We start from the raw sequence: 22166 nt of genomic DNA on the forward strand, positions 1-22166 counted from the left end.
TAAAAGAAAGTGTGCATGGGGGAAATAAAAGTTGAAAAAAAAGAATTATAAAGATAGGGCAAAGATGCGCCAAAGGATGAGTATAGCAGCTTTTGCGTTGACAATTGTTTTTGTAATATTAACTCTTAGACTTTCTTATATAATGATAGTTAAAAGAGCTGATTATGCAGCAAGAGCAGAAGAACAGTGGACAAGTGAGGTAAAAATAGATGCCATAAGAGGAAGGATATTAGATAGGAATGGTAAAGAATTAGCGGTATCTGCGAATGTTTATAGAGTAGACTTCGATTTGAACTCTATAAGAGCATATTTATCAAGAGGATTAAAGGATTTATCAAAAACAGAAATAGAGCATATGAAAAGTGTAGGAATTCCAATACCTTCTGGAGATGATGGATTAAAAACTGATGATATTGCGCCTGTTATTGCAAAGGCATTAGATTTAGATGTAGATAAAGTAAAAGATAAGCTTGAAACAAGGCTTCCAAGTGGAGCAAAGGCTGGATCTGCTACTTTAATTAGAAGGATAGAAAAAGAACAGGCAGATAAGGTAAAAGATCTTAATATAAGTGGAGTTTTAGTATCACCAGATACTAAAAGATATTATCCAAATAATAATTTCTTATCACATGTACTTGGAAGTACTAATGTTGATGGTAAAGGGCTTACAGGAGTAGAGCTTCAATATAATTCGTATTTATCAGGAATTCCTGGAATGAAGATAGCAGAACTTGATAAAAATAATAGAGATTTACCTTATACAATATCTCAGTTTACAGCACCGGTAAACGGTAAAGATGTTACACTTACAATTGATGAGAATATACAAAATTTTGCGGAAAAAGCTGCCACACAAGCTTATAATGATACAAAAGCTAAGGCAGTCTCAATTCTTGTTATGGATCCTAAAACAGGTGAAGTTTTAGCAATGGTAAACAAACCTGATTTTGATCCTAATAATCCGCGTGATGGTGCAGATAAATTTGATGGGGCAAATTCAGATGACAAAGTACAAAAAATGTGGAGAAATAGGCTTGTAAATGATACTTTTGAACCTGGTTCAATATTTAAGGTAGTAACAGCTATTACAGGTCTTGAAGAAAACATTGTAAATAAGGATAGTAAGTTTTATTGTGGAGGTTCATTAAAAGTTGGAGGAATTACTCCTAAGTGCTGGAGAACTCAGGGGCATGGAGCAGAAGTATTCCCAGACATAATTCAAAATTCATGTAATGTAGGCTTCATGGAGCTTGGAGCAATGATTGGAAAAGAAAAATTATGTGAATATATTAATAAATTCGGTTTTGGAAAAGCGAGTGGAATTGATTTACCTGGAGAAGCAAAAGGAATTGTTAAACCAGTTGATAAGGTTTCTGAGGCAGATCTTGCTACAATATCTTTTGGTCAAACTAATACGGTTAATTCAGTTCAATATATGACTGCGTTTAATGCTATTGCTAATGGCGGAACTTTGATACAACCACATGTAATGAAAGAAATCACTCATGAAGATGAAAATAATGTTAATATTGTCGATGAAGCTTTTAAGCCTAAGACAACAACAGTTGCAAGTACTGAAAAGACAGCAGAACTTAGAAGTTATCTTGAAAGGGTTATTACTGGGGGATCTGGAACAGGAACATTTATAGAAGGTTACCATATAGGCGGTAAAACAGGTACGGCTCAGAAAGTTATTGATGGAAGATATCAAGAAGGTAAGTATATATCTTCATTTGTTGGAATGGCGCCTGTGGATGATCCTAAAATTACTATGATGGTAACTATTGATGAACCAAGTAATGGTGCTTATTATGCGGCACAAGTAGCTGTACCGCCAGCAAAACCATTATTTACTGATATTTTTAATTACCTTAATAACAAATTTTCTGATGAAAATATGGGACAAATTACTAGAGATGTTATTATTCCAGAAGTTAGAGGAATGAAAGTTGATGATGCTAAAAAAGCGTTGAAGGATGCCAAGTTAGATTTTAATATAGATGGTGATGGGGAGTCAGTAGTAAACTTAACACCATATCCAGGATATTCGGTAAAAGAAGGGTCAAAAATAAATCTTTATACAAGTAGCGATGGAACAAATAATAATAATGTTGTAATGCCTGATGTTAGGGGATATTCAAAGGAAGATGCTAATACACTATTGAAGAAGCTTGGAATAGTGCCTGCCTTTGAAGGAAGTGGAGCAGTCTCAGAACAAGATATTTCTCAAGGTGAAGTTATAACAAAGGGAACAACTGTTAAGTTGACATTAAGTTCAGACTATAAGGATTAAAAAGTGAGAATAAATTAATACTAAAACTTTAAAACGAAACGGGTATGTTTTGTAAGGGGTTTGGTATGAATTATACAAATGAAAAAATATTAGTATGTGAGAATTCTCGCATACTAATATTTTTTAGTAATAATATCCGTTATATATTTACGTATTTTATTAGAATTGTTAAAAGCAATACTCAGCTAATAGGTGAATATCTAAATTAGTGTTTTATTCAGAGGAAAATAAATGGAGGAACAGGTATTGAAAAAGAAAAAACATGTAAGTAAAGTAAAAATACGAAAGAGAACGAGAAGTGTCGCTTTTTCATTAACAGCTATTTTTGCTATATTAATAATTAGACTCTCTTATATAATGATGGTTGATGGAAAAGACTATTCTGCAAGAGCTGAAGAACAGTGGACAAGTGAAGTGAAAATAGATGCTAAAAGAGGAGAAGTTCTGGATAGAAATGGAAATGAGCTAGCTGTATCTGCTAATGTCTATAGAGTGGATTTTGATTTAAATTCAATAAGGAATTACTTGAAAAGATCTGTAAAATCCATTCCAAATAAAGAGCTTACCAATATGAAAAGTGTAGGAATTCCGATCCCTACAGAAGGAAGTGGCTTAACAAACGATGATATTGCACCCGTAATTGCGAAAGTATTGAATATGGATGTGTCAGAAATAAAAGCGGATTTAGAAAAGAAGCTTCCAAGTGGGGCAGATGCATTTTCTGTGACTGTAGCACGAAAAATAGAAAAAGATATAGCGGATAAAGTAAAAGAACTTAATATAAATGGAATTATAGTTTCGCAAGATACTAAAAGATATCATCCTAATAATAATTTTCTATCGCATGTTTTAGGAACTACTGATCCTGATGGCAAAGGATTAAGTGGTGTAGAACTTCAATATAATTCATATTTGTCAGGAATTCCTGGAATGAAGGTTGCGGAGCTTGATAAAAATAATGAAGATTTGCCTTATACAGTTTCTCAATATACGGAACCTGTAAATGGAAAAGATGTTACTTTAACTATCGATGAAAATATCCAAAACATTGTTGAAAATATAGCACAAAAAGCCTATAAAGATGATAAAGCTAAAGAAGTTTCGATATTAGTAATGAATCCTAAGACTGGGGAAGTTCTAGGAATGGTAAATAAACCAGATTTTGATCCTAATAATCCATATGATGGAGCAAGTAAATTTGATGGAGCAGACCTCACTGATAAGATACAGAAAATGTGGAGAAATAGATTGGTAAGTGATACGTTTGAACCAGGATCAATATTTAAAGTAATCACTACTATATCTGGTCTAGAAAACAATGTTGCAAATAAAGATACACAATTTGTGGATAATGGATCAATATCTGTAGGTGGAATTGTAGTGAAGGATGCGGAACGAGAAAATAAACTTCAAAATTTACTTCAAATCATTCAGAATTCATCAAATGTGTGTTTTGTAAAATTAGGACAAATGATTGGTAAAGACAAATTGTATGAATCTATTAATAAGTTCGGATTCGGAAAAGTAAGTGGAATTGACTTACCAGGGGAGGCATCTGGAATTGTGAAACCAATCGATAAAGTTTCAGAAGCGGATCTTGCAACAATATCATTTGGACAGACTAATACAGTAAATTCTGTTCAATATATGGCTGCATTTAATGCTATTGCTAATGGAGGTACTCTAATTCAACCTCACGTAATGAAAGAAATTACTCATAATGATGAAAATAGTGTTAAGATTGTTGATGAAACTTTTAAACCTACGACTGCTACAGTCGCAAGTGTAGAAAAAACAGCAGAACTTAGAAGTTATCTTGAAGGTGTTGTAACTGGAGGAACAGCAACTGGAACTTTTATAGAGGGATATCACATTGGGGGTAAAACAGGAACTGCAGAAAAGGTTGTTGGTGGTAAGTATGGAGAAGGCAAATATATATCTTCATTTGTGGGAATGGCTCCAGCTAATGATCCTAAAGTTACAGTTATGATAACTGTTGATGAGCCTAGTAACGGTGAATACTATGCTTCACAAGTAGCAGTACCATATGCAAAAATGCTGTTTACAGGTATCTTTAACTATTTAGATAGTGCATCTTCTAATGAGAAAATTGTTAAGGATATTATTATCCCAGAAGTTAGAAACATGAAAGTTTCAGATGCTGAGAAAGTATTAAAGGATAAAGGCCTAGATTTTAATATAGATGGAAATGAAGAAACAATATTAAGTATGAAGCCATATCCAGGTTCATCAGTAAAGGAAGGTTCTAAAATAACTCTTTACACAAGTGGGGATGCGACTTATAATAATAATGTTGTAATGCCAAATGTTAGGGGATATTCAAAAGAGGATGCGACTACTTTATTAAAAAATCTTGGAATAACAGCAACTTTTGAAGGAAATGGAGTTGTTTCAGTACAGAATATTTCAGAAGGTGAAGTTATACCTAAAGGAACAACTGCCGAGTTGATTTTAAGTTCGTATTATGAAGATTAAGAATAATGGTAGATATATAGGAAATTTAAATTAAAATCGCTTTTTGCGGAAAATTTAAAGTAAATTGGCGAATGATAAAATACTAGCATGTGGGGGTGCTCGCATGCTATATTTTTTTATCATATAAGTTCTAATTAATGGATTTCATAGTTCATAAGATCATTACATACAAAATAAATCATATTCGTTGAGATTAGATAATAATTGTGCATTTAATTTTCTTAAACGTAATAATTATTAATATAAAAAATAAATTAAAATATTCATATACCATAAGTTAATTAGGAGGAATTCAATATGAATTTGAAAAGTATTTTAAAAGGAATAGATTATGAATCAATTCAGGGTGATATTGATATTGAAGTTAACAAAATAAACTATGATAGCAGAAAAGCTGGCAATGATGATGTTTTTGTCTGTGTAAAAGGATATGCAACTGATGGCCATAAATATATAGAAAAAGCTATTGAAAACGGAGCAAAAGTTATAGTAATCCAAGATGATATAGAAATAAAGGATGAGAATATTACCATTATTAAATGCAATGATACAAGAAAAGCATTGGCATTAATGGGAGCAAATTATTATGATAATCCTAGTTCTAAAATGAAGATAATTGGAGTTACTGGAACTAATGGGAAAACTACTACAGCTTTTATGATTAAGCATATTTTAGAAGAAAGTAATAAAAAAGTTGGTCTTATCGGAACTATTGCAAATTTTATAGGTGATGAAAAAATTCATACTGAAAGAACAACTCCAGAATCCTTAGAGCTTCAAGAATTATTTTCTGAAATGGTTGATAAAGGTGTAGAGTATTGTGTTATGGAAGTGTCTTCCCATTCATTAGCATTAGATAGAGTTTATGGTATTGAATTTCAGGTTGGAATATTTACTAATTTGACTAGAGATCATTTGGATTTTCACAAGACTTTTGAAAATTATTATAAGGCAAAGTTTAAATTGTTTGAAAGATCTAGAATAAAAATTGTTAATGTTGACGATAATTACGGGAGACAAGTAATTAGTGATTTAAACAATTTAAAATGTGATGATATATATTCATTCTCAGTAAAAAGCATTTCAGATTTTAAAGCTTTTGATGAAGAAATGGGAAGTAAAGAAATCAAATTTAAACTCAACTTGAAAGAAGATGAGCAATTTGTTTTAAATATACCAGGTGAATATAATATATATAATGCGTTAGGTGCAATAGCAGCGTGTTTTAAATTAGGTATGCCTATAAAGGATATAAAAAGCGGCATTGAAAATGTAGTAGTTTTGGGAAGATGTGAAAGAGTAGCAAAAGAATATAATTTAGGTTATGAAATCATCATAGATTATGCACATACTCCAGATGGTTTAGAAAATATATTAAAGACAGCTAAGGCATTTACAAAAGGAAGATTGATATCTGTATTTGGTTGTGGGGGAGACAGGGATAAGGTAAAAAGGCCTGAAATGGGTAAAATATCTACAGATATTGCAGACATTACAATTGTGACATCAGATAACCCTAGAAGTGAGGAACCTCTAAGTATAATAAAAGATATTGAATCTGGAATTGATAAGGATAATTATTTTGTAATAGAAAATAGAAAAGAAGCAATAAAAAAATCTATAGATATAGCTCTAGATAATGACGTAATAGTTATTGCGGGTAAGGGTCATGAAACTTACCAAGTATTGAAAGATGAAACTATACATTTTGATGAAAGAGAAATTGTAAAAGAAATATTAGATAACATGAACAATTAGGGAGCTTATTCATAATGTAACAATGACGGATTTAAGCGATATTTAGGATTGTTATTTTGGTGATGAAGCTAACAGGAAAATAAGGGGTGGATGAACTTGGATTTAAATTTAGCGGAAATAATTAAGGCAGTGGATGGAGAAATAATAGTTAAAAATAACGAAGGTATTTTTAATAAGATTTCAACTGATACTAGAAAAATTCAGGAAAATAATTTATTCATTGCATTAAAAGGAGAGAATTTTAATGGCAATGATTATACAATACAAGCTATCGAAAAAGGGGCATCTATAATAATAATTGATGATGTGAAGTTTAAAATTGAAGAGTTAAAAAATAGGGGAACTATTATTAAAGTAAAAGATACTAAAGAAGCTTTAGGAGATTTGGCTAGGTTTTACAGAAAGAAAATTGGAGTAAAGGTAGTTGGGATAACAGGATCTACTGGTAAGACTTCAACAAAAGATTTAGTAGCTGCATTTCTAAGTGGAAAATACAAAGTTTTTAAAACTCAAGGAAATTTCAATAACGAAATTGGATTACCACTTATGATATTTGAACTTTCTAAAGATTATGATATAGCTGTCCTTGAAATGGGAATGAGTAATTTTGGAGAGATAAACAAGTTGGCGAGTATTGCACTTCCGGATGTTGGTGCAATAACTAATATTGGAGTGGCTCATATAGAATATTTGAAGACTAGAGAAAATATACTTAAAGAGAAGATGTCTATAACAGATTTCTTTGAAAACAAAAACTCATTAATAGTGAACTGTGAAAATGATATGCTAAAAACAATAGTTGAGTGTGATAAGTTTAATTTAGAGAGAGTAGGTTATGATTCTACTTATAATCTTTACTCTAAGAATATAAAATTAACATCTGAAAATACTTCGTTTGATGTAGTTACTGATGATAATGAAAATTATAGATTTACTCTAAATATGGTCGGAGAACATAATGTTTTAAACGCACTTATAGGAATACAAATAGCAAGAAATTTTGGGTTGACTTTTGAAGAGATGGAAAAGGGGTTAGGGAATTTTAATGCTACTTCTATGAGACTTGAAGTTATAAATAAAGATAAGTTTACTATTATAAATGATTCTTATAATGCTAATCCAGATTCAATGAAAGCTGCACTTGAAGTGCTAAAAAATTATTCTGGATCAAGGAAAATCGCAGTACTTGGAACTATGGGTGAACTTGGAGATTATGCGGAAGAAGCACATATCCAAGTTGGTGAATTTGCGAAAGATAAGGCAGATATTTTATTGACTACTGGTGAATTTAAAGAGTATTATAAGAAAGGCTTTGGAGAGCGTACAATGGTGTTTGAGAGTAAACAAGAATTAATGCAGAGGTTAACTGATATGATTAAAGTAAATGATACTATTTTAATTAAAGCATCTAGAAGTGCAAAATTTGAGGAAATAACCAAATATCTATAGAATTTAAAATAACACGAAGGAGGTGACTTGCCTTAATTAGGATCTTCAAGAAAATAATTACTTAGCATGATTATTTTCTTTCGGATATTTTAGGCAACACTGGATGGGGGAAGCAATAAACTTATTAATTAACTCAAAAATTTTAGCACCATTAATTATGGGGTTCTTATTTTCAATAGTACTTGGACCAATATTTATACCGATATTACACAAGTTGAAATTTGGTCAAAATATAAGAAAAGAAGGACCTAAAAGTCATCAGAAAAAATCTGGAACACCAACAATGGGAGGGCTTATATTTTTTATAGCTACAGCTACAGCTATATTAATTATGGGGCAAAAACCTATGAGTAGAGAAATGATATTACTTTATTCATTTTTAGCTTTTGGATTTATTGGATTTTTAGATGATATTTTAAAAATAATTCATAAAGATAATCTAGGATTAAGAGCAGCGCAAAAGATGATTTTGCTAGTCTTATTTTCAGTAGCTTTAGCATGGTATGGATATACAAATGTGGGTACAGATATTTTGATTCCATTTATAAATCAAAATTTTAGATTGAATTTAGGAATACTATACATACCATTTATAGTAGTATATTATGCAGCAGTAACTAATGCTGTAAACTTAACTGACGGAATAGATGGACTTGCAACTTCAGTTACGGTTATAGTGTTAACTTTCTTTGCTATCATTGGTTTTAGAACACAGAATGTTGAAGTAGCAGTTTTTGCAATAGCATTAGCTGGAGCATTACTTGGATTTTTAAAATTTAATGCTTTCCCTGCAAAGATATTTATGGGTGATACAGGTTCGCTAGCTCTAGGGGGAGTTATTGGAACAATAGCATTAATGTTAAAAATGGAGTTGTTTGTGATTATAGTTGGAGGAATATATTTAATCGAAACATTGTCTGTTATAATTCAAGTTACATCATTTAAATTAACAGGTAAAAGAGTATTTAGAATGTCTCCGATCCATCATCACTTTGAGCAAGTTGGGTGGAGTGAAGTAAAAATAGTAACAATTTTTTCAAGCATTACAGCAATTTTATGTATAATTGGCTTTGTAGCACTTTAAGTTAAGTAGTAGATTTGGAGGATTTATGTATGAAGGTCATTGGGTCCAAAAGAAAATCAAAAATGGGTGAAATAGATTATGGAATATTTTATACAGTAGCATTACTTTTAACAATTGGTGTGGTTATGGTATATTCTGCAAGTTCTTATTATGCTATGTTTATGTATAAAGATAGCATGTTTTTTCTGAAAAAAGAATTAATGGCAGGGGTTGTTGGAGTTATAGCGATGGCAGTAGCGATGAGTGTTGATTATCATAAGATAAAGAAATATACGGCTATAATAATGATAGCGACTATACCTATACTATTAGCAGTATTTCTTTTTCCAGGAACTAATGGAGCGCAAAGATGGATTAATTTAGGTCCGTTAAGCTTTCAACCATCTGAGCTTGCAAAATATGTTGTGGTGCTCTTTTTAGCAAGAAGCCTTGAAGTGAAAGGTGAAGGAGTAAAAGATTTTAAAACTGGAATAGTTCCTTATTTAGCTACATCAGGATTTTATGCAGCTATTGTATTAGCTGAAAAAAATTTAAGTATAGCTTCTGTTATAATGATAGTTACATTTCTTGTTTTGTTTGCAGCAGGTGGAAGAATAAAGCATTTATTTGGAATTGTTGCGCCAGCATTAGTTGCAGCAGCAGTTGCATTTACAGTATTAGAACCGTATAGAATGAAAAGGTTAATGAGTTTTACAAATCCATGGAAAGATCCAATAGGAGATGGATATCAACTTATACAATCATTTTATGCATTAGGTGCTGGAGGGGTTACAGGGCTTGGTCTTGGCCAATCAAGGCAAAAAACTTTGTATATGCCAGAGCCACATAATGATTTTATTTTCTCCATTATCGGCGAGGAATTGGGGCTTATTGGATGTATATGTATAATATTACTTTTTGTAATATTTGTTTGGAGAGGAATAAGTGTAGCGATGAAAGCTAGAGACACATATGGTACTCTTCTTGCAATAGGCATAACTGGAGTTGTAGCAGTTCAATCTTTAATAAATATTGCAGTTGTTACAGGATCGATGCCAGTTACAGGGGTTCCGCTACCGTTTATTAGTTATGGGGGAACTTCATTAGTAATAAATATGACGGCAATAGGAATACTTTTAAACATATCAAGGCAAACTGAAGGAAAAGATGAATTTAAGGAAATATAAGAAAATACAGGGCAAAGAATTAGAATACAAGTCTTTGCCCTGTATTTTTTAGGTAATTATTTAAAGTAGTTTTAAATTTTAGATGAAAATATATCGTTAAAGTGGTATTATTATATATGAAATTTATACTAAAGATTATAAAATAATAAGTGTTAGAATATATAAGGCATAGATAAGAATAGGGATGGGTATGGTAAAAACGAATAATAATAAATTGATCTTGAGGTCGCAAAGAAGAAGACTAATAAGGAAAATAATTATGACTATTATAGTCCTATTTATAGTGGGAACAATTTTTGCAATAAAATCGAATTTTTTCATTATTAAAAAGGTTTCTATTTTAGGTAATCCAGTAATGAGTGGAGAAGATGTTAAGAATGGCACAGAGAATCTAATAGGACAGAATATTCTATTTATAAATAAACAAAATATAATAAGCAATGCTAAAAAGAATCCATACGTAGAAAATGTTGAAATAAGCAAGTCGTATCCTAAACAAGTTAATATAAAGATCTCAGAAAAAGAGGGGATTTATTATGTTGAAAAAGATGGATATAAATATGTTTTGGATAATGATGGAAATTTACTTGAAAAAACAGATAGCGTTGAAAACAGAAGTTTAGTTAATGTTAAAGGAATAGATTTAAAAGATGTAGCGCTAGGACAAAAGATGATAGATGACAGTAGAGTATTAGATTTTTTAGATATTTTTTATCAAATTATAAAGATCAATCCGACAAATTATAAAATTGATTATGTTGATATAAGTGATTTTACTAACATAAAGGTATATGTTGGTGAAGTAGAAGGAAGACTTGGTAATGATGAAAATATACCAGATAAAATGAATAAATTATTACATATAATTCAAAATCCTGATATAGGGATTGTTAAGGGATATGTAGATGTAGGATTTAATGGTGCGCCTGTATATTATAAGGAAGAAAGGTAGGTAATTAATGAAGATATCTAGATCACAATTATTTATAGCAATTGTTTGTGGACTTTTAGGCTTTTTATTGGCATATCAATTTAAGGTATTATCAAATAAGAATATAGAGTCAAAAATTAGTAATTATGATAAAAACGATATTATTTCAGAAGTTGAATCTCTAAAAAAAGAAAAAGAAGAATTAGCGTCAACAAATTCAAAGTTATCCGATCAGTTAAAACAAATGGAAGAAACAGCAGCTAAAAATGGTGACATGGGGCAAGATATAAAAAATCAACTTGATGAGGCTAGAATGCATTTAGGTATAGTTGATGTTAAAGGGCAGGGCATTGTTCTTACAATAACACCTAAAACATCTATTTTTGGTTCTACGACAAATGATAGTAGCAGAGATCTAGGAGAAGATGAATTGGTTCATATAGTTAACTTACTTTGGTATTCAGGAGCTGAGGCAATATCTATAAATGATATTAGAATAACACCACAAACGGGAATAAAAACTGCTGGAAATGGAATAGCCATAGGTTCGACTGGGAAAGTTTATCCTAGAGATAAAATTATAATTAAGGCAATTGGAGACAAGGGCAGACTTAACGTTGGAATTTCTTTCCCAGGTTCATTAGAATATCTTGCTCTTCCTAACTACAATAATGAAGTTAAATCAGAAGATGATATATTTATAGGAAAATCAAAACAGTCATTGAAGAGTGACTTTATTAAATCAGTTAAAGAATAGGAGAGAGTTAATTTGATAGCAATTATAGGACTACTAATCGGAATAATACTTGGATTTGTATTAGATGTTAATATATCTGATAAATTGTCACCATACATGTCTGTTGCAATACTAGCATGTTTGGATTCAGTTTTTGGAGCAGTCAGAGGAAATCTCTCTAAAAACTTTCAAGCAGATATATTCATATCTGGATTTTTTGGAAATGCATTACTTGCAGCAGGACTTGCTTATTTAGGTGATAAGCTTGGAATACCTATATATATGGCGGCGGTAATAGTTTTCGGAGGAAGAATATTTGATAACTTCGCAATAATACGCAGACTATTATTAGAAGAATTTAAAATAAGAAGAAGAAATAGGTCTAGAAATAATTCTATAGATAAAGAAAATCATGATGATAAATAGAGAGGTGATGTGATGAAAAATAATAAAGGTTTTTTCTTTGTTTTCATTGCAACCATAATATTAGGGGTTTTAATATCAATGAATTTTAATTTTAAAGGTATTCAGTCCTATAGTCAATTAAATGCAACAGAGTACCAAAATGCTGTTGAAGAAAGGGCAGCATTATATAGAGACATTGGAAATCTTCAAGAAGATAATAATGAGAAAAAAGATAAGATTAGGAATTATGCTCAGAATGATAAAAAAAATGATAAGATCCTTGATGATATGAAAACTCAAATTAGTGATTATAAATCATTTATTGGGTCAAATAACGTAGAGGGACCAGGAATTATACTTAAGATAAATGATGGAACTACAAATGCTCTTGAAGAAAATACAGATGAAATAAATAATAAGCTTTTACATGATAATGATATGGCGCTTGTTTTAAATGAACTTAGAGTGGCTGGAGCTGAGGCGATTAGTGTTAATAACCATAGAATACTTCCATGGTCTGGAGTAATTTGTAATTGGGCATTTTTAGGGTTTGATGATGGTGGAATGGAGTATGCTCCTTTTAATATATATGCCATAGGAGATCCAGAAAAATTGAAGGCGGCTTTACTTGAAGATGGAAGCCATGTTAAACAATTAATGCTTAGAAAACTTTATGTTGATATTAAAGTTGTAGATAAAATAATTATGCCGCCAACGACAGCAAATTCAAATGTAAAATATATGAGTAGAGATGAAAGTAAAAAATGAAATTAATTGATATTTAGGAAGGAAATTTTAAGTTTATATAGAATATTATACAAAGTGATAAAGAAAGGAATAATTTAGTAAGGTGTTATAGTATGGGAATTAAGCAAAATATTGAAGAACTAAGATCCAAACTTCCAGAACAAGTAACGCTCTTAGCTGTTTCAAAAACGAAGCCATTAGAGGCTCTAGAAGATGCGTATATGGCAGGAATGAGAGATTTTGGGGAAAATAAAGTTCAAGAATTAGTAAAAAAATCCGAAAATTTTCATGAGGATGTACGATGGCATTTTATAGGACAGCTTCAAAGTAATAAAGTTAAGTATTTAGTAGATAAGGTACATTTGATACATTCTTTATCTAGTATTAGTTTGCTAAATGAAATTGAAAAGCAGTTTAGTAAAGTTAACAAGGTTGCTAATACTTTAATCCAAATTAATATTGGAAGAGAGGAAAGCAAAAGTGGAATTTTGGAAGAAGATTTATATGAATTCATAGAAGCAATTGAAAAATGCAAATTTGTTTCTGTAAAAGGTATAATGGTTATTATTCCAATAGGGGATGAAGAAAGCAATAGAAAATATTTTAAGAAAACAAAAAAAATATTTGATGAGCTTAAGGAAAAAAATTATAATAATATTAGTATGAAAATATTATCAATGGGGATGACTCATGATTTTATGACAGCTATAGAAGAAGGTTCTAACTTAGTAAGAATAGGAACAGGAATATTTGGAGAAAGAAATTATAATTTAGGAGGCGAAAATAATGGGTAATGTTATATCAAAAGTTAAATCTTTATTAGGGTTTGAGGACTACGAGGAGTATGACGAGTACGAAGAAGAACAATACGAAGAACAGGTGAAGGATGAAGACGAAATAGAACCTGTTATTACCAATAAGAAGAATAGTAAGGTTGTAAATATCCATACATCTTCGACTACAAAGGTAACAATAACTAAGCCAATCGATTATGAAGAGGCTACTGAAATTTGTGAAGCACTTAAGAATAGAAGAATAGTATTAGTAAACACAACGGTTTTGGAACTAAAGATTGCACAAAGATTATTAGATTTCATCAGTGGTTCATGTTATGCTTTAGGCGGAGAATTACAACAAATTGAAAAGGGAGTATATATTCTTTCACCATCAAATGTAGAAGTAACAAATGAATTAAAAAATGAACTAAGTTCAAAAGCTCTATTTAATTGGTCAAAATAGGAGGTATAAATTATGATATATAGTGTTTACATAGTTATTGATATGTTTCTAAACATATTAGAGCTAGCTATATTCATAGAATGTATAGTTTCGTGGATACCACAAATTCAGGGGAATAAATTTATTGATTTACTACACAGTTTTGTTAGTCCCGTTTTAGAACCAATTAGAAAGTTACAATATAGATTAAGTCCTGGATTACCATTGGATTTTTCACCTATATTTGCATTGATTATTATAAATTTTTTACAAAGGATTATACCATAAATTATGAAAGAAAGAATAGCAAAGTATTTTGCAGATGATGATAGAAATGATGCATTGAATTTATATGAGAAATATTTACTAGCTAGAGATAAAAACATAACTGTATTTGGAAAAAGTTTTTATACACCAAATATATGGATGTGGTTTGAGAAAAACCTCTCTAGCAATGATTTAAAAATTGAAAGTAATGGACTTTTAGATGATTCTGAAAGAAGAATGGTTTCTTTTAATAACATATATAAAAGTCCATTTCCTATGAAATTGATTAAAATTGAAAGTACCTCGAAATTTTCTAATCTTACTCATAGAGATTTTTTGGGCGGAATTCTATCTCTAGGAATAGAAAGAAATAAGATAGGTGATTTATTAGTAGATAATAATACATGTTATGTGCCAGTTCACGAAGAAGTAGAAGATTTCATTATATATAATTTAAACAGAATTTCTAAGGTTATTTGTAATGTAAAAGTGGTGGATGATTTTGGATTTTTACCAAAGGTTAATTTTGAAGAAGAAGTAGTTTTAGTTTCTTCTTTGAGAATTGATGGAATTGTCTCTAAGATTATAAATATATCTAGATCTAAAGCTCAAGCAATGATCGAGCAGGGTCGAGTGCTTATAGATTACGTTAAGATAAAAGATAAAAGTTATGAACTAAAAGGACAAGAAAGAATTACTATAAGAGGTTTTGGAAAATTTATAGTTGGTAATTCTGTTGGAAATAGCAAAAGTGGAAGGATAAAAATTATTATCAAAAAATATACATAATAGAGGTGAAAGTATGAAGTTGACACCAATGGATATAAACAACAAGGAATTTAAAAAGGGATTAAGAGGATATAATTCTGATGAAGTTGATGAATTTTTGGATGAAGTAGTAGATAACTATGAAGAGCTTTATAAAGAAAATGCAAATCTAAAAGAGAAGCTTGCTAATTTGAATGAAAAGGTAGAGCATTACTCTAAAATCGAAAGTACTATACAAAATACATTGATATTAGCTCAAAATGCTGCAGAGCAAGCAAAAAATTCGGCTAAAAAAGAAGCCGAATTTATGATGAAAAATGCTAACGAAACTGCTCAGAAGGTTATGGATAAGGCACATAATGATGTTATTCAAATAAATGATGAATATGAAAGAGTTAAACAAGAATTTATTAAATTTAGAGCAAAATATAGAAACTTCATGAATGCACAGTTAGAAACATTTGATGATTTAGAGAAGGATTTTATAAAAAATTATAATGTATCTGATCCTATAGAAGATGATGAAGTAACTAATATAGAAAAAATAGTTGAAAAAGAAGTTGCAAGCACTACGAGTGGATTAAGTGAAAATATAGAGGCTGAAGAAAATGATCCTTCATTGAATGATGAATTAAATGAGATTAAAAGTTTTTTTGTTCAAGGTGAATAAATTTACTATCCAACAGAAATAATGAATAAAAATTATGCATATTTTATTTACATAACGTAATAAAATGAAGATTATGTATTTTTTGAATAATAGAAAAGCTATCCTGAAGCGATTAAGGATAGCTTTTCTATATTTGCTTAATTACAGATAACCAAACTAAGACCTGAACTTATGCATATAACTCGCCGAAATGAGTAAAATACGTTTATTCCAGTTTCTGGGCAATTCTAAGGCTATAAAGTTGCACCCAAAGTGCTAGCCTCAAAGAACAGGCTTTTAACTAGCAGATTTGGAACAACTTATAGCCAAAGAATCACATCCATCAAAATTACTAATGAAACATTCCATATTATGACCCTTGTGGTTACAAAAGTATTTTACTCATTTCTGGTTGGAATATATTTCATAGTCTAAGTAGAGTTTGTGATTGTGTTATCTATAATATTATTCCTTTGGGATTTCAGAATTATTAAATTTAGTATTTAATATTACTATATCAACTCTTCTGTTTGCAGCTCTGCCATCTTCGGTATTGTTATCTTTAACAGGTCTATACTCTCCATAGCCTACTGAAGATAACCTCTCGGGTTTAACGTTTCCCTTTGAAATTAGAAACTCTACTACATTTGCGGCTCTTACAGCTGAAAGCTGCCAGTTAGAATGAAAATAATCATTATTAATAGCAACATTATCAGTATGTCCTTCAACATGTATATAGTTATCAATATCGTTTAAAATCTTTGAAATAGATATTAGTTTACCTTGCCAATCAGGTTTGATAGTAGATTGTCCACTATTAAAGAATACGCTATCATTGAAGCTTATTATGAGTCCTCTTTCTTGAATGGATGTAGTAACACTTCCTTTTAGCTCGGAATCATTGACAAGATCATCTACTTTCTTTTTTACATCGGATAGTTTTTCTTCTTCTGCTATAGAGTCTGAATTGTTCTGAGTATTTTGTTGATCAATTACAGTAGGAGGAGAATTTGAGCTATCAGATACTGCTATTACGTTTTCTCCATTACCACTATTAAATCCAATTTTCAATGAATTTGCTAGAGCTTGAGATTTTTTAGTATCCACATTAGAAATAGCATACATCATTAAAAAGAAAATCATCATTAATGTTATAAAATCAAGGTAAGATAACATCCATCTCTCAGTATCATCTTTTTCTTTTTTTGTATTCTTTTTCATAATTATACCTCTTTAAATTCCTTCTAAATCTTTAGCTTCATCTTCGGTTAGATAACTAACAAGTTTACTCACTAAGGTATTTGGATTAACTCCTTCTTGAATGAGTAATACTGCTTCAATGATCATTTCTTTTTCAGCAATCTCTTCTTTATTTATTTCTCTTAATTTACTTGCTATAGGAAGCCAAAAAAGATTTGCTGTAGCAAGACCATATAGAGTAGCTACAAATGCAACAGCAATTTTTTCACCCATTGCAGCTACATCACTTAAAGCGCTCAATATTATAACTAAACTCGTTATGGTTCCTACTATTCCCATAGTAGGAGCATAGCCACCTGCAGAGGTGAACATTTCAATACAATTTTCATGTCTTGTAGAAAGCTGTTCGAGCTTGGTATTTAAGATGCTTTTCACAGAGGATGGATCTATACCATCCACAACCATTTGTAGCCCTTTTTTTACAAATGGATCTAAGGCATCATCTGTTAGCTCAGATTCTAAACTCAAAAGCCCATCTCTTCTTGTTTTAAGTGATACTCCTTTGAAATAGTCTATATACCCCTTAAGATCAATCTCTTTCTTTTTGAAAGCTATTGATAATACTTTCGGGAATTTCTTCAATGTTGAGGAAGGAAATGAAATTCCTACGGCACCTAGTGTTCCACCAATAACTATCATTGCAGCAGTTGGCTGCAGTAAAGCTATGGGTTTTCCCCCTTCAATAATAAAGCCTACTATAATACAAATAAATGCAAATAGTACACTTAAAATTGTCATAATATCCATAAAATTATCCCCCTTGAATATATGAAATTTTAGCTCATATGTAGCATTTTTCATACTGGTTAATATATATTTATGTAAATTTGATACAGTATATGAATTTATATACTTATATAAAAATAATAGCATATTATAAAAAATATGTAAAATAATTATATATTTAGGGGAGAAGTTCATGTATGACCGTTAATTCATACAAATTAATCTAATAAATTTAAGGTGTTAAGTAATTGTAAAGTCTAAGTTATTATATTATAATGTTGAAAGAATATGCTAAATAGGAAGGGATATTGATTTATGGAGAAAAATGTTTTTATAGTTGATGAAAAAGATAGAGGAGAGCGAATCGATAAGTATTTAGCTGAAATTTTTGTTGATAAATCAAGATCTTTTATCCAAGGACTTATTGAAAAGGATGGTATTAAGGTTAATAATAAAACTCCTAAGAGTAATTATAAGCTAAGAGCTCTTGATGAAATAGAAGTAACATTTAGCGAACCTGAAGTATTAAAAGTAGAGGCTGAAGAAATACCTATTAATATACTTTATGAAGATAAAGATGTAGTTGTTGTTAATAAATCTCAGGGGATGGTTGTGCATCCTGCGCCTGGAAACTATAATGGAACGTTAGTTAATGCTCTGCTTTATCATTGTAAAGATTTATCGAGCATAAATGGAATTATAAGACCAGGAATAGTTCACAGAATTGATAAAGATACATCCGGAGTTCTGGTTGTAGCAAAAAATGATGAAGCTCATAATAAGCTTTCAGATCAATTAAAAGATCACTCAATGAAGAGAGAATATTATGCTTTGGTTGAAGGAAGACTAAAGAATGATAAAGGTATAATTGATAAACCTTTGGCTAGAAATAAGAGAGATAGATTAAAGATAGGAATTGTAGAGGGAGGCAAAAGAGCTGTAACACATTATGAAGTTTTAGAAAGATTCAATGGCTACACATTGATAAAATGTATATTAGAAACTGGAAGAACACATCAGATAAGAGTTCATATGGCATCTATCGGATTTCCGCTAGTTGGTGATCCTCTTTATGGATTTAAGAAACAAAGATTCAAATTGAAAGGTCAAGTGTTACATGCGAAGACATTAGGTTTTGTTCATCCAAGCAAAAATGAGTATATGGAATTCACAACAGAATTGCCAGAATACTTTCAAGAAATAATAGAAAAATTAAGAAATGAAGTAAGATAAAAATATTGGAGGAATAACATGAAATTAAAATCAGTTTTATTAGATGAAAAAGCTGTTAATAGAACACTAATAAGAATTTCTCATGAAATAATTGAAAGAAATAAAGGAATAGATGAACTAGTTTTACTTGGAATTAAGACTAGAGGGTATCCGCTTGCAAAAAGAATTGCTAGGTATATAAAGGGAATAGAAGGGGTAGATGTTCCAGTTGGATCTGTAGATATAACATTGTACAGAGATGATTTAACTAAGATAAGTGAAGATTTAGAGATTAAGAATTTAGATTTAGGTCTTGAAATAAAAGATAAAAAGATAATTATAATTGATGATGTTTTATATACATGTAGGACAGCAAGAGCGGCTATAGATGCAATTATGGATGTAAATAGACCTAGAGGTATTCAATTAGCAGTTCTTATAGACAGAGGGCATAAAGAACTACCAATTAGAGCAGATTATGTGGGCAAAAATATTCCAACTTCTAAAAATGAGGTTATAGCAGTATCTCTAAAAGAAATTGATGGAGAAGATTCAGTGAAAATATTTGATAAATAGATAAAAAGGGAGAATGCAAAAATATGTATGAGTTAATTGCAACAAGTACTTTCGGAATAGAAAGCATAACTGCAAAAGAATTAAGGGCACTTGGTTATGAAGATTTGAAAATTGAAAATGGAAGAGTAACTTTTGAGGGAGACGAAATGGATATAGCAATTTGCAATATTCACTTAAGAACTGCGGATAGAGTACTTATAAAAATGGCAGAATTTGAAGCTAAATCTTTCGAAGAACTTTTTCAAGGGACCAAAAAAGTAGAATGGAGTAAGATAATTCCTGAAGATGGAGTTATGCATGTTGTTGGCAAAAGTATTAAATCAACGCTTCATAGCGTTCCTGACTGCCAATCTATAGTTAAAAAAGCTGTTGTTAAAAGTATGAGTGAAAGCTATGGAATGGAGACATTCAGCGAAAGTGGACCAGTTTATAAAATAGAAGTAGCTATCTTAAAAGATAGAGTTACGCTTACTATAGATACAACAGGACCAGGATTACATAAAAGGGGTTATAGAGAACTTGCTGGAGCAGCACCATTAAAAGAAACTTTAGCAGCTTCAATGCTTCTAATCTCAAGATGGAAGGACGAGTTTGAATTAATAGATCCATTTTGTGGATCGGGGACAATCTTAATTGAAGCGGCTATGATAGCTCAAAATATTGCACCAGGAGTAAACAGAAGTTTTGTATGTGAAACATGGCCTTCAATTACTAAAGATATATTTGATTCAGTAAGAGAAGGTGCAAAGAAATCTGAAAAGAATAAGGATATAAAACTAATAGGATACGATATAGACTATAGAGTTCTTAAAGTTGCTATGGAAAATGCAAAAAAAGCAGGAGTTGATAAATATATACAATTTCAAAAAAGAGATTTTATGGAATTTTCAACTTCAAGAAAGTATGGATTTGTAGTTTCAAATCCACCATATGGAGAAAGAATCGGTGAGAAGGAAATATTACCTATACTATATAAACATATGGGAAATGCAAAGAAAAAGCTGGAAGATTGGGATTTTAACATATTAACATCCTTTGAGCCATTTGAAAAAACATTTAGATTAAAATCAACAAAGAATAGAAAATTATACAATGGAAAAATAAAATGTTATTATTATCAATACTTTGACAATAATAAAATTAAAAATGCTGGTGATATATTAATAAATGAATTAATAAAGTAAAGTTTAAGGCATCAGAAAGCTTTGAAAACATATTTACAAAGTTTTCTTAAAGTGATAAAATAAATTTAAATAAAATTTGATAGCAAAGACGCTAACAATCAGTTGGAATTGTTAGCGTCTTTTTTTGTTAAAGAGTTTCTGCATATGATAATTGAAATAAAAACATATAAGATATACAGTTTCAATAACAAATTTAAATTTGAAAATTTAATAATCCAAATCTTTAGTTATAAGTAAAATGTAGGGAATCAATTGTAATATGCATATTAGAAATTAATAATTTGAGAAATGAGATTGTAAAGAACTTGAAACTAGTAGTCAGATAGATACTCTTAAATTGCCAAAAGAAAGGAGTTTAAACTATGTCAGAGGTATATCAAAAAATGGCAGAAAAAATACCGAATATGAGCAAAGCACAAGAAAAAATAGCAAAATATATATTAGCGCACCCAAATAGTACGCCTTTTCTAACTGTTGAAAAGTTAGCTAAATTATCAGGAGTAAGCATAGCAACTGTCACGAGGTTTGTGATTTTTTTGGGATACAAAGGTTATCCTGAATTTTTAAAACATACTCAAGAATCCATGCAACAGCAAGTATCTAAAGCCAAGCGTATAAGGATTGATTCTGATTCAAGTGATAGTGAAGAAAGAGATATTTATAACATATTTGAAGATGACGTAAATAATATTAAACTGACAATGGAGGACTTAAATATATATGAATTAAGAAAGTCTGTTAATCTGCTATTAAATGCAAAAAGAATATATATAGTAGCAAGAAGAAGTTCTGCTGTACTCGGAATGTTTTTAAAATATTATCTTGATTTAATGTTTAACAACGTAAATTTAATTGAGCATATAGAGCAAATTCCAAAGCAGATTAGTGGAGTTAATAATGAAGATGTAATTATAGGGATTACCTTTGAGAAATATGCAAGAAGTACAGTAGAAATTTTTACACATCTAAAAAGAAAAGGAGCTACAACAATATCAATAACTGACAGTATGTTGTCTCCGCTTGTTCCATATTCTGATATAACTCTAACAGCTATAAGCAAGGGAACAAGGTTTATAGAATCTTTTGCTGCACCATTGAGCCTGATTAATGCTTTGATTGCATCTATTGAAAAAGAAAAGAAAGACTTTTTTAATAGTAATGTAGAATTGCTAGAGGAAGCGTGTAGAAAGTTTGATTTGTTTATTTAAATCTAAAAATATTATATGTTTACTAAAAAGAGA

General features: G+C 30.4%; 20 protein-coding genes and 2 pseudogenes. 19 read left to right on the forward strand and 3 right to left on the reverse strand.

The window, feature by feature from the left end; genetic code table 11:
- Positions 1–31: 31 nt before the first annotated feature.
- The 14 genes and pseudogenes from KEC93_RS08445 to KEC93_RS26880 all read left to right on the forward strand — a co-directional run.
- Positions 32–2293 (forward strand): stage V sporulation protein D, encoded by a 2262-nt coding sequence (locus KEC93_RS08445; protein ID WP_023974740.1) that lies wholly within the window; start codon positions 32–34, stop codon positions 2291–2293.
- 246 nt (positions 2294–2539) lie between these two features.
- On the forward strand, positions 2540–4789 hold the full coding sequence (locus tag KEC93_RS08450; protein WP_474259584.1) for a stage V sporulation protein D: 2250 nt from the start codon (positions 2540–2542) through the stop codon (positions 4787–4789).
- Between the two features lie 297 nt (positions 4790–5086).
- Positions 5087–6547 carry a UDP-N-acetylmuramoyl-L-alanyl-D-glutamate--2,6-diaminopimelate ligase gene (locus tag KEC93_RS08455; RefSeq protein ID WP_077868080.1) on the forward strand — a complete coding sequence of 487 codons (1461 nt, stop codon included), beginning with the start codon at positions 5087–5089 and terminating at the stop codon, positions 6545–6547.
- A 96-nt stretch (positions 6548–6643) separates the two neighbouring features.
- Entirely contained in the window at positions 6644–7996 is a 1353-nt protein-coding gene (locus KEC93_RS08460; RefSeq protein WP_011968907.1) for a UDP-N-acetylmuramoyl-tripeptide--D-alanyl-D-alanine ligase, read from the forward strand.
- A 103-nt stretch (positions 7997–8099) separates the two neighbouring features.
- Positions 8100–9080, forward strand: a complete 981-nt coding sequence (mraY, locus tag KEC93_RS08465) for a phospho-N-acetylmuramoyl-pentapeptide-transferase (protein ID WP_011968908.1) — start codon at positions 8100–8102, stop codon at positions 9078–9080.
- A 29-nt stretch (positions 9081–9109) separates the two neighbouring features.
- The gene (gene spoVE / locus KEC93_RS08470) at positions 9110–10246 is read left to right on the forward strand and encodes a stage V sporulation protein E (RefSeq protein WP_017208869.1); all 1137 of its coding nucleotides are present in this window, start codon (positions 9110–9112) and stop codon (positions 10244–10246) included.
- A 190-nt stretch (positions 10247–10436) separates the two neighbouring features.
- Positions 10437–11198: a cell division protein FtsQ/DivIB gene (locus KEC93_RS08475; protein ID WP_011968910.1), complete on the forward strand. Its 762-nt coding sequence runs from the start codon at positions 10437–10439 to the stop codon at positions 11196–11198.
- Between the two features lie 7 nt (positions 11199–11205).
- Entirely contained in the window at positions 11206–11934 is a 729-nt protein-coding gene (locus KEC93_RS08480; protein ID WP_011968911.1) for a DUF881 domain-containing protein, read from the forward strand.
- Positions 11935–11946: 12 nt separating this feature from the next.
- A complete protein-coding gene (locus KEC93_RS08485; RefSeq protein ID WP_011968912.1) occupies positions 11947–12339 on the forward strand; it encodes a small basic family protein in 393 nt (130 codons plus the stop codon).
- A gap of 12 nt (positions 12340–12351) precedes the next feature.
- Complete coding sequence (locus KEC93_RS08490) at positions 12352–13086, forward strand: DUF881 domain-containing protein (RefSeq protein ID WP_011968913.1); 735 nt, start codon at positions 12352–12354, stop codon at positions 13084–13086.
- A gap of 92 nt (positions 13087–13178) precedes the next feature.
- Entirely contained in the window at positions 13179–13859 is a 681-nt protein-coding gene (locus KEC93_RS08495) for a YggS family pyridoxal phosphate-dependent enzyme (protein WP_023974735.1), read from the forward strand.
- Positions 13852–14304, forward strand: a complete 453-nt coding sequence (locus KEC93_RS08500; RefSeq protein ID WP_011968915.1) for a cell division protein SepF — start codon at positions 13852–13854, stop codon at positions 14302–14304. Before KEC93_RS08495 ends, KEC93_RS08500 begins: the two co-directional genes overlap by 8 nt.
- Before the next feature lie 12 nt (positions 14305–14316).
- Entirely contained in the window at positions 14317–14571 is a 255-nt protein-coding gene (locus tag KEC93_RS08505; protein ID WP_011968916.1) for a YggT family protein, read from the forward strand.
- 255 nt (positions 14572–14826) lie between these two features.
- Positions 14827–15186 (forward strand): annotated as a pseudogene (locus tag KEC93_RS26880) (YlmH/Sll1252 family protein); the annotation flags it as partial.
- A gap of 39 nt (positions 15187–15225) precedes the next feature.
- Here KEC93_RS26880 and KEC93_RS26885 read toward each other — a convergent pair.
- Positions 15226–15453 (reverse strand): annotated as a pseudogene (locus KEC93_RS26885) (hypothetical protein); the annotation flags it as partial.
- Here KEC93_RS26885 and KEC93_RS08515 point away from each other — a divergent pair.
- Entirely contained in the window at positions 15353–15988 is a 636-nt protein-coding gene (locus KEC93_RS08515; RefSeq protein ID WP_011968918.1) for a DivIVA domain-containing protein, read from the forward strand. The pseudogene KEC93_RS26885 and the gene KEC93_RS08515 overlap by 101 nt on opposite strands.
- Positions 15989–16432: 444 nt before the next feature.
- Here the strand turns inward: KEC93_RS08515 and KEC93_RS08520 are convergent, their stop codons facing one another.
- Positions 16433–17188 carry an OmpA/MotB family protein gene (locus tag KEC93_RS08520; RefSeq protein WP_039770587.1) on the reverse strand — a complete coding sequence of 252 codons (756 nt, stop codon included), beginning with the start codon at positions 17186–17188 and terminating at the stop codon, positions 16433–16435.
- 12 nt (positions 17189–17200) lie between these two features.
- The gene (locus KEC93_RS08525; protein WP_011968920.1) at positions 17201–17974 is read right to left on the reverse strand and encodes a flagellar motor protein; all 774 of its coding nucleotides are present in this window, start codon (positions 17972–17974) and stop codon (positions 17201–17203) included.
- A 294-nt stretch (positions 17975–18268) separates the two neighbouring features.
- Between KEC93_RS08525 and KEC93_RS08530 the strand changes: the two genes are divergently transcribed.
- The 4 genes from KEC93_RS08530 to KEC93_RS08545 all read left to right on the forward strand — a co-directional run bounded on the left by KEC93_RS08530 (position 18269) and on the right by KEC93_RS08545 (position 22133).
- A complete protein-coding gene (locus tag KEC93_RS08530; protein ID WP_039770585.1) occupies positions 18269–19186 on the forward strand; it encodes an RluA family pseudouridine synthase in 918 nt (305 codons plus the stop codon).
- 18 nt (positions 19187–19204) lie between these two features.
- Positions 19205–19741 carry a bifunctional pyr operon transcriptional regulator/uracil phosphoribosyltransferase PyrR gene (gene pyrR / locus KEC93_RS08535; protein ID WP_039770583.1) on the forward strand — a complete coding sequence of 179 codons (537 nt, stop codon included), beginning with the start codon at positions 19205–19207 and terminating at the stop codon, positions 19739–19741.
- A 23-nt stretch (positions 19742–19764) separates the two neighbouring features.
- Positions 19765–20925 carry a THUMP domain-containing class I SAM-dependent RNA methyltransferase gene (locus tag KEC93_RS08540; protein WP_077868081.1) on the forward strand — a complete coding sequence of 387 codons (1161 nt, stop codon included), beginning with the start codon at positions 19765–19767 and terminating at the stop codon, positions 20923–20925.
- 362 nt (positions 20926–21287) lie between these two features.
- A complete protein-coding gene (locus KEC93_RS08545) occupies positions 21288–22133 on the forward strand; it encodes a MurR/RpiR family transcriptional regulator (protein WP_017208879.1) in 846 nt (281 codons plus the stop codon).
- Positions 22134–22166: the final 33 nt, after the last annotated feature.

This window comes from Clostridium beijerinckii (assembly GCF_018223745.1).
GTDB classification, from domain to species: domain Bacteria; phylum Bacillota; class Clostridia; order Clostridiales; family Clostridiaceae; genus Clostridium; species Clostridium beijerinckii.

Coding starts and splice junctions, on each gene's coding strand:
- KEC93_RS08505 (WP_011968916.1), top strand. CDS start 14,317: ATGATATATAGTGTTTACATAGTTATTGATATGTTTCTAAACATATTA.
- mraY (WP_011968908.1), top strand. CDS start 8,100: ATGGGGGAAGCAATAAACTTATTAATTAACTCAAAAATTTTAGCACCA.
- KEC93_RS08480 (WP_011968911.1), top strand. CDS start 11,206: ATGAAGATATCTAGATCACAATTATTTATAGCAATTGTTTGTGGACTT.
- KEC93_RS08500 (WP_011968915.1), top strand. CDS start 13,852: ATGGGTAATGTTATATCAAAAGTTAAATCTTTATTAGGGTTTGAGGAC.
- pyrR (WP_039770583.1), top strand. CDS start 19,205: ATGAAATTAAAATCAGTTTTATTAGATGAAAAAGCTGTTAATAGAACA.
- KEC93_RS08455 (WP_077868080.1), top strand. CDS start 5,087: ATGAATTTGAAAAGTATTTTAAAAGGAATAGATTATGAATCAATTCAG.
- KEC93_RS08495 (WP_023974735.1), top strand. CDS start 13,179: ATGGGAATTAAGCAAAATATTGAAGAACTAAGATCCAAACTTCCAGAA.
- KEC93_RS08540 (WP_077868081.1), top strand. CDS start 19,765: ATGTATGAGTTAATTGCAACAAGTACTTTCGGAATAGAAAGCATAACT.
- KEC93_RS08525 (WP_011968920.1), bottom strand. CDS start 17,974: ATGGATATTATGACAATTTTAAGTGTACTATTTGCATTTATTTGTATT.
- KEC93_RS08515 (WP_011968918.1), top strand. CDS start 15,353: ATGAAGTTGACACCAATGGATATAAACAACAAGGAATTTAAAAAGGGA.
- KEC93_RS08520 (WP_039770587.1), bottom strand. CDS start 17,188: ATGAAAAAGAATACAAAAAAAGAAAAAGATGATACTGAGAGATGGATG.
- spoVE (WP_017208869.1), top strand. CDS start 9,110: ATGAAGGTCATTGGGTCCAAAAGAAAATCAAAAATGGGTGAAATAGAT.
- KEC93_RS08545 (WP_017208879.1), top strand. CDS start 21,288: ATGTCAGAGGTATATCAAAAAATGGCAGAAAAAATACCGAATATGAGC.
- KEC93_RS08530 (WP_039770585.1), top strand. CDS start 18,269: ATGGAGAAAAATGTTTTTATAGTTGATGAAAAAGATAGAGGAGAGCGA.
- KEC93_RS08475 (WP_011968910.1), top strand. CDS start 10,437: ATGGTAAAAACGAATAATAATAAATTGATCTTGAGGTCGCAAAGAAGA.
- KEC93_RS08490 (WP_011968913.1), top strand. CDS start 12,352: ATGAAAAATAATAAAGGTTTTTTCTTTGTTTTCATTGCAACCATAATA.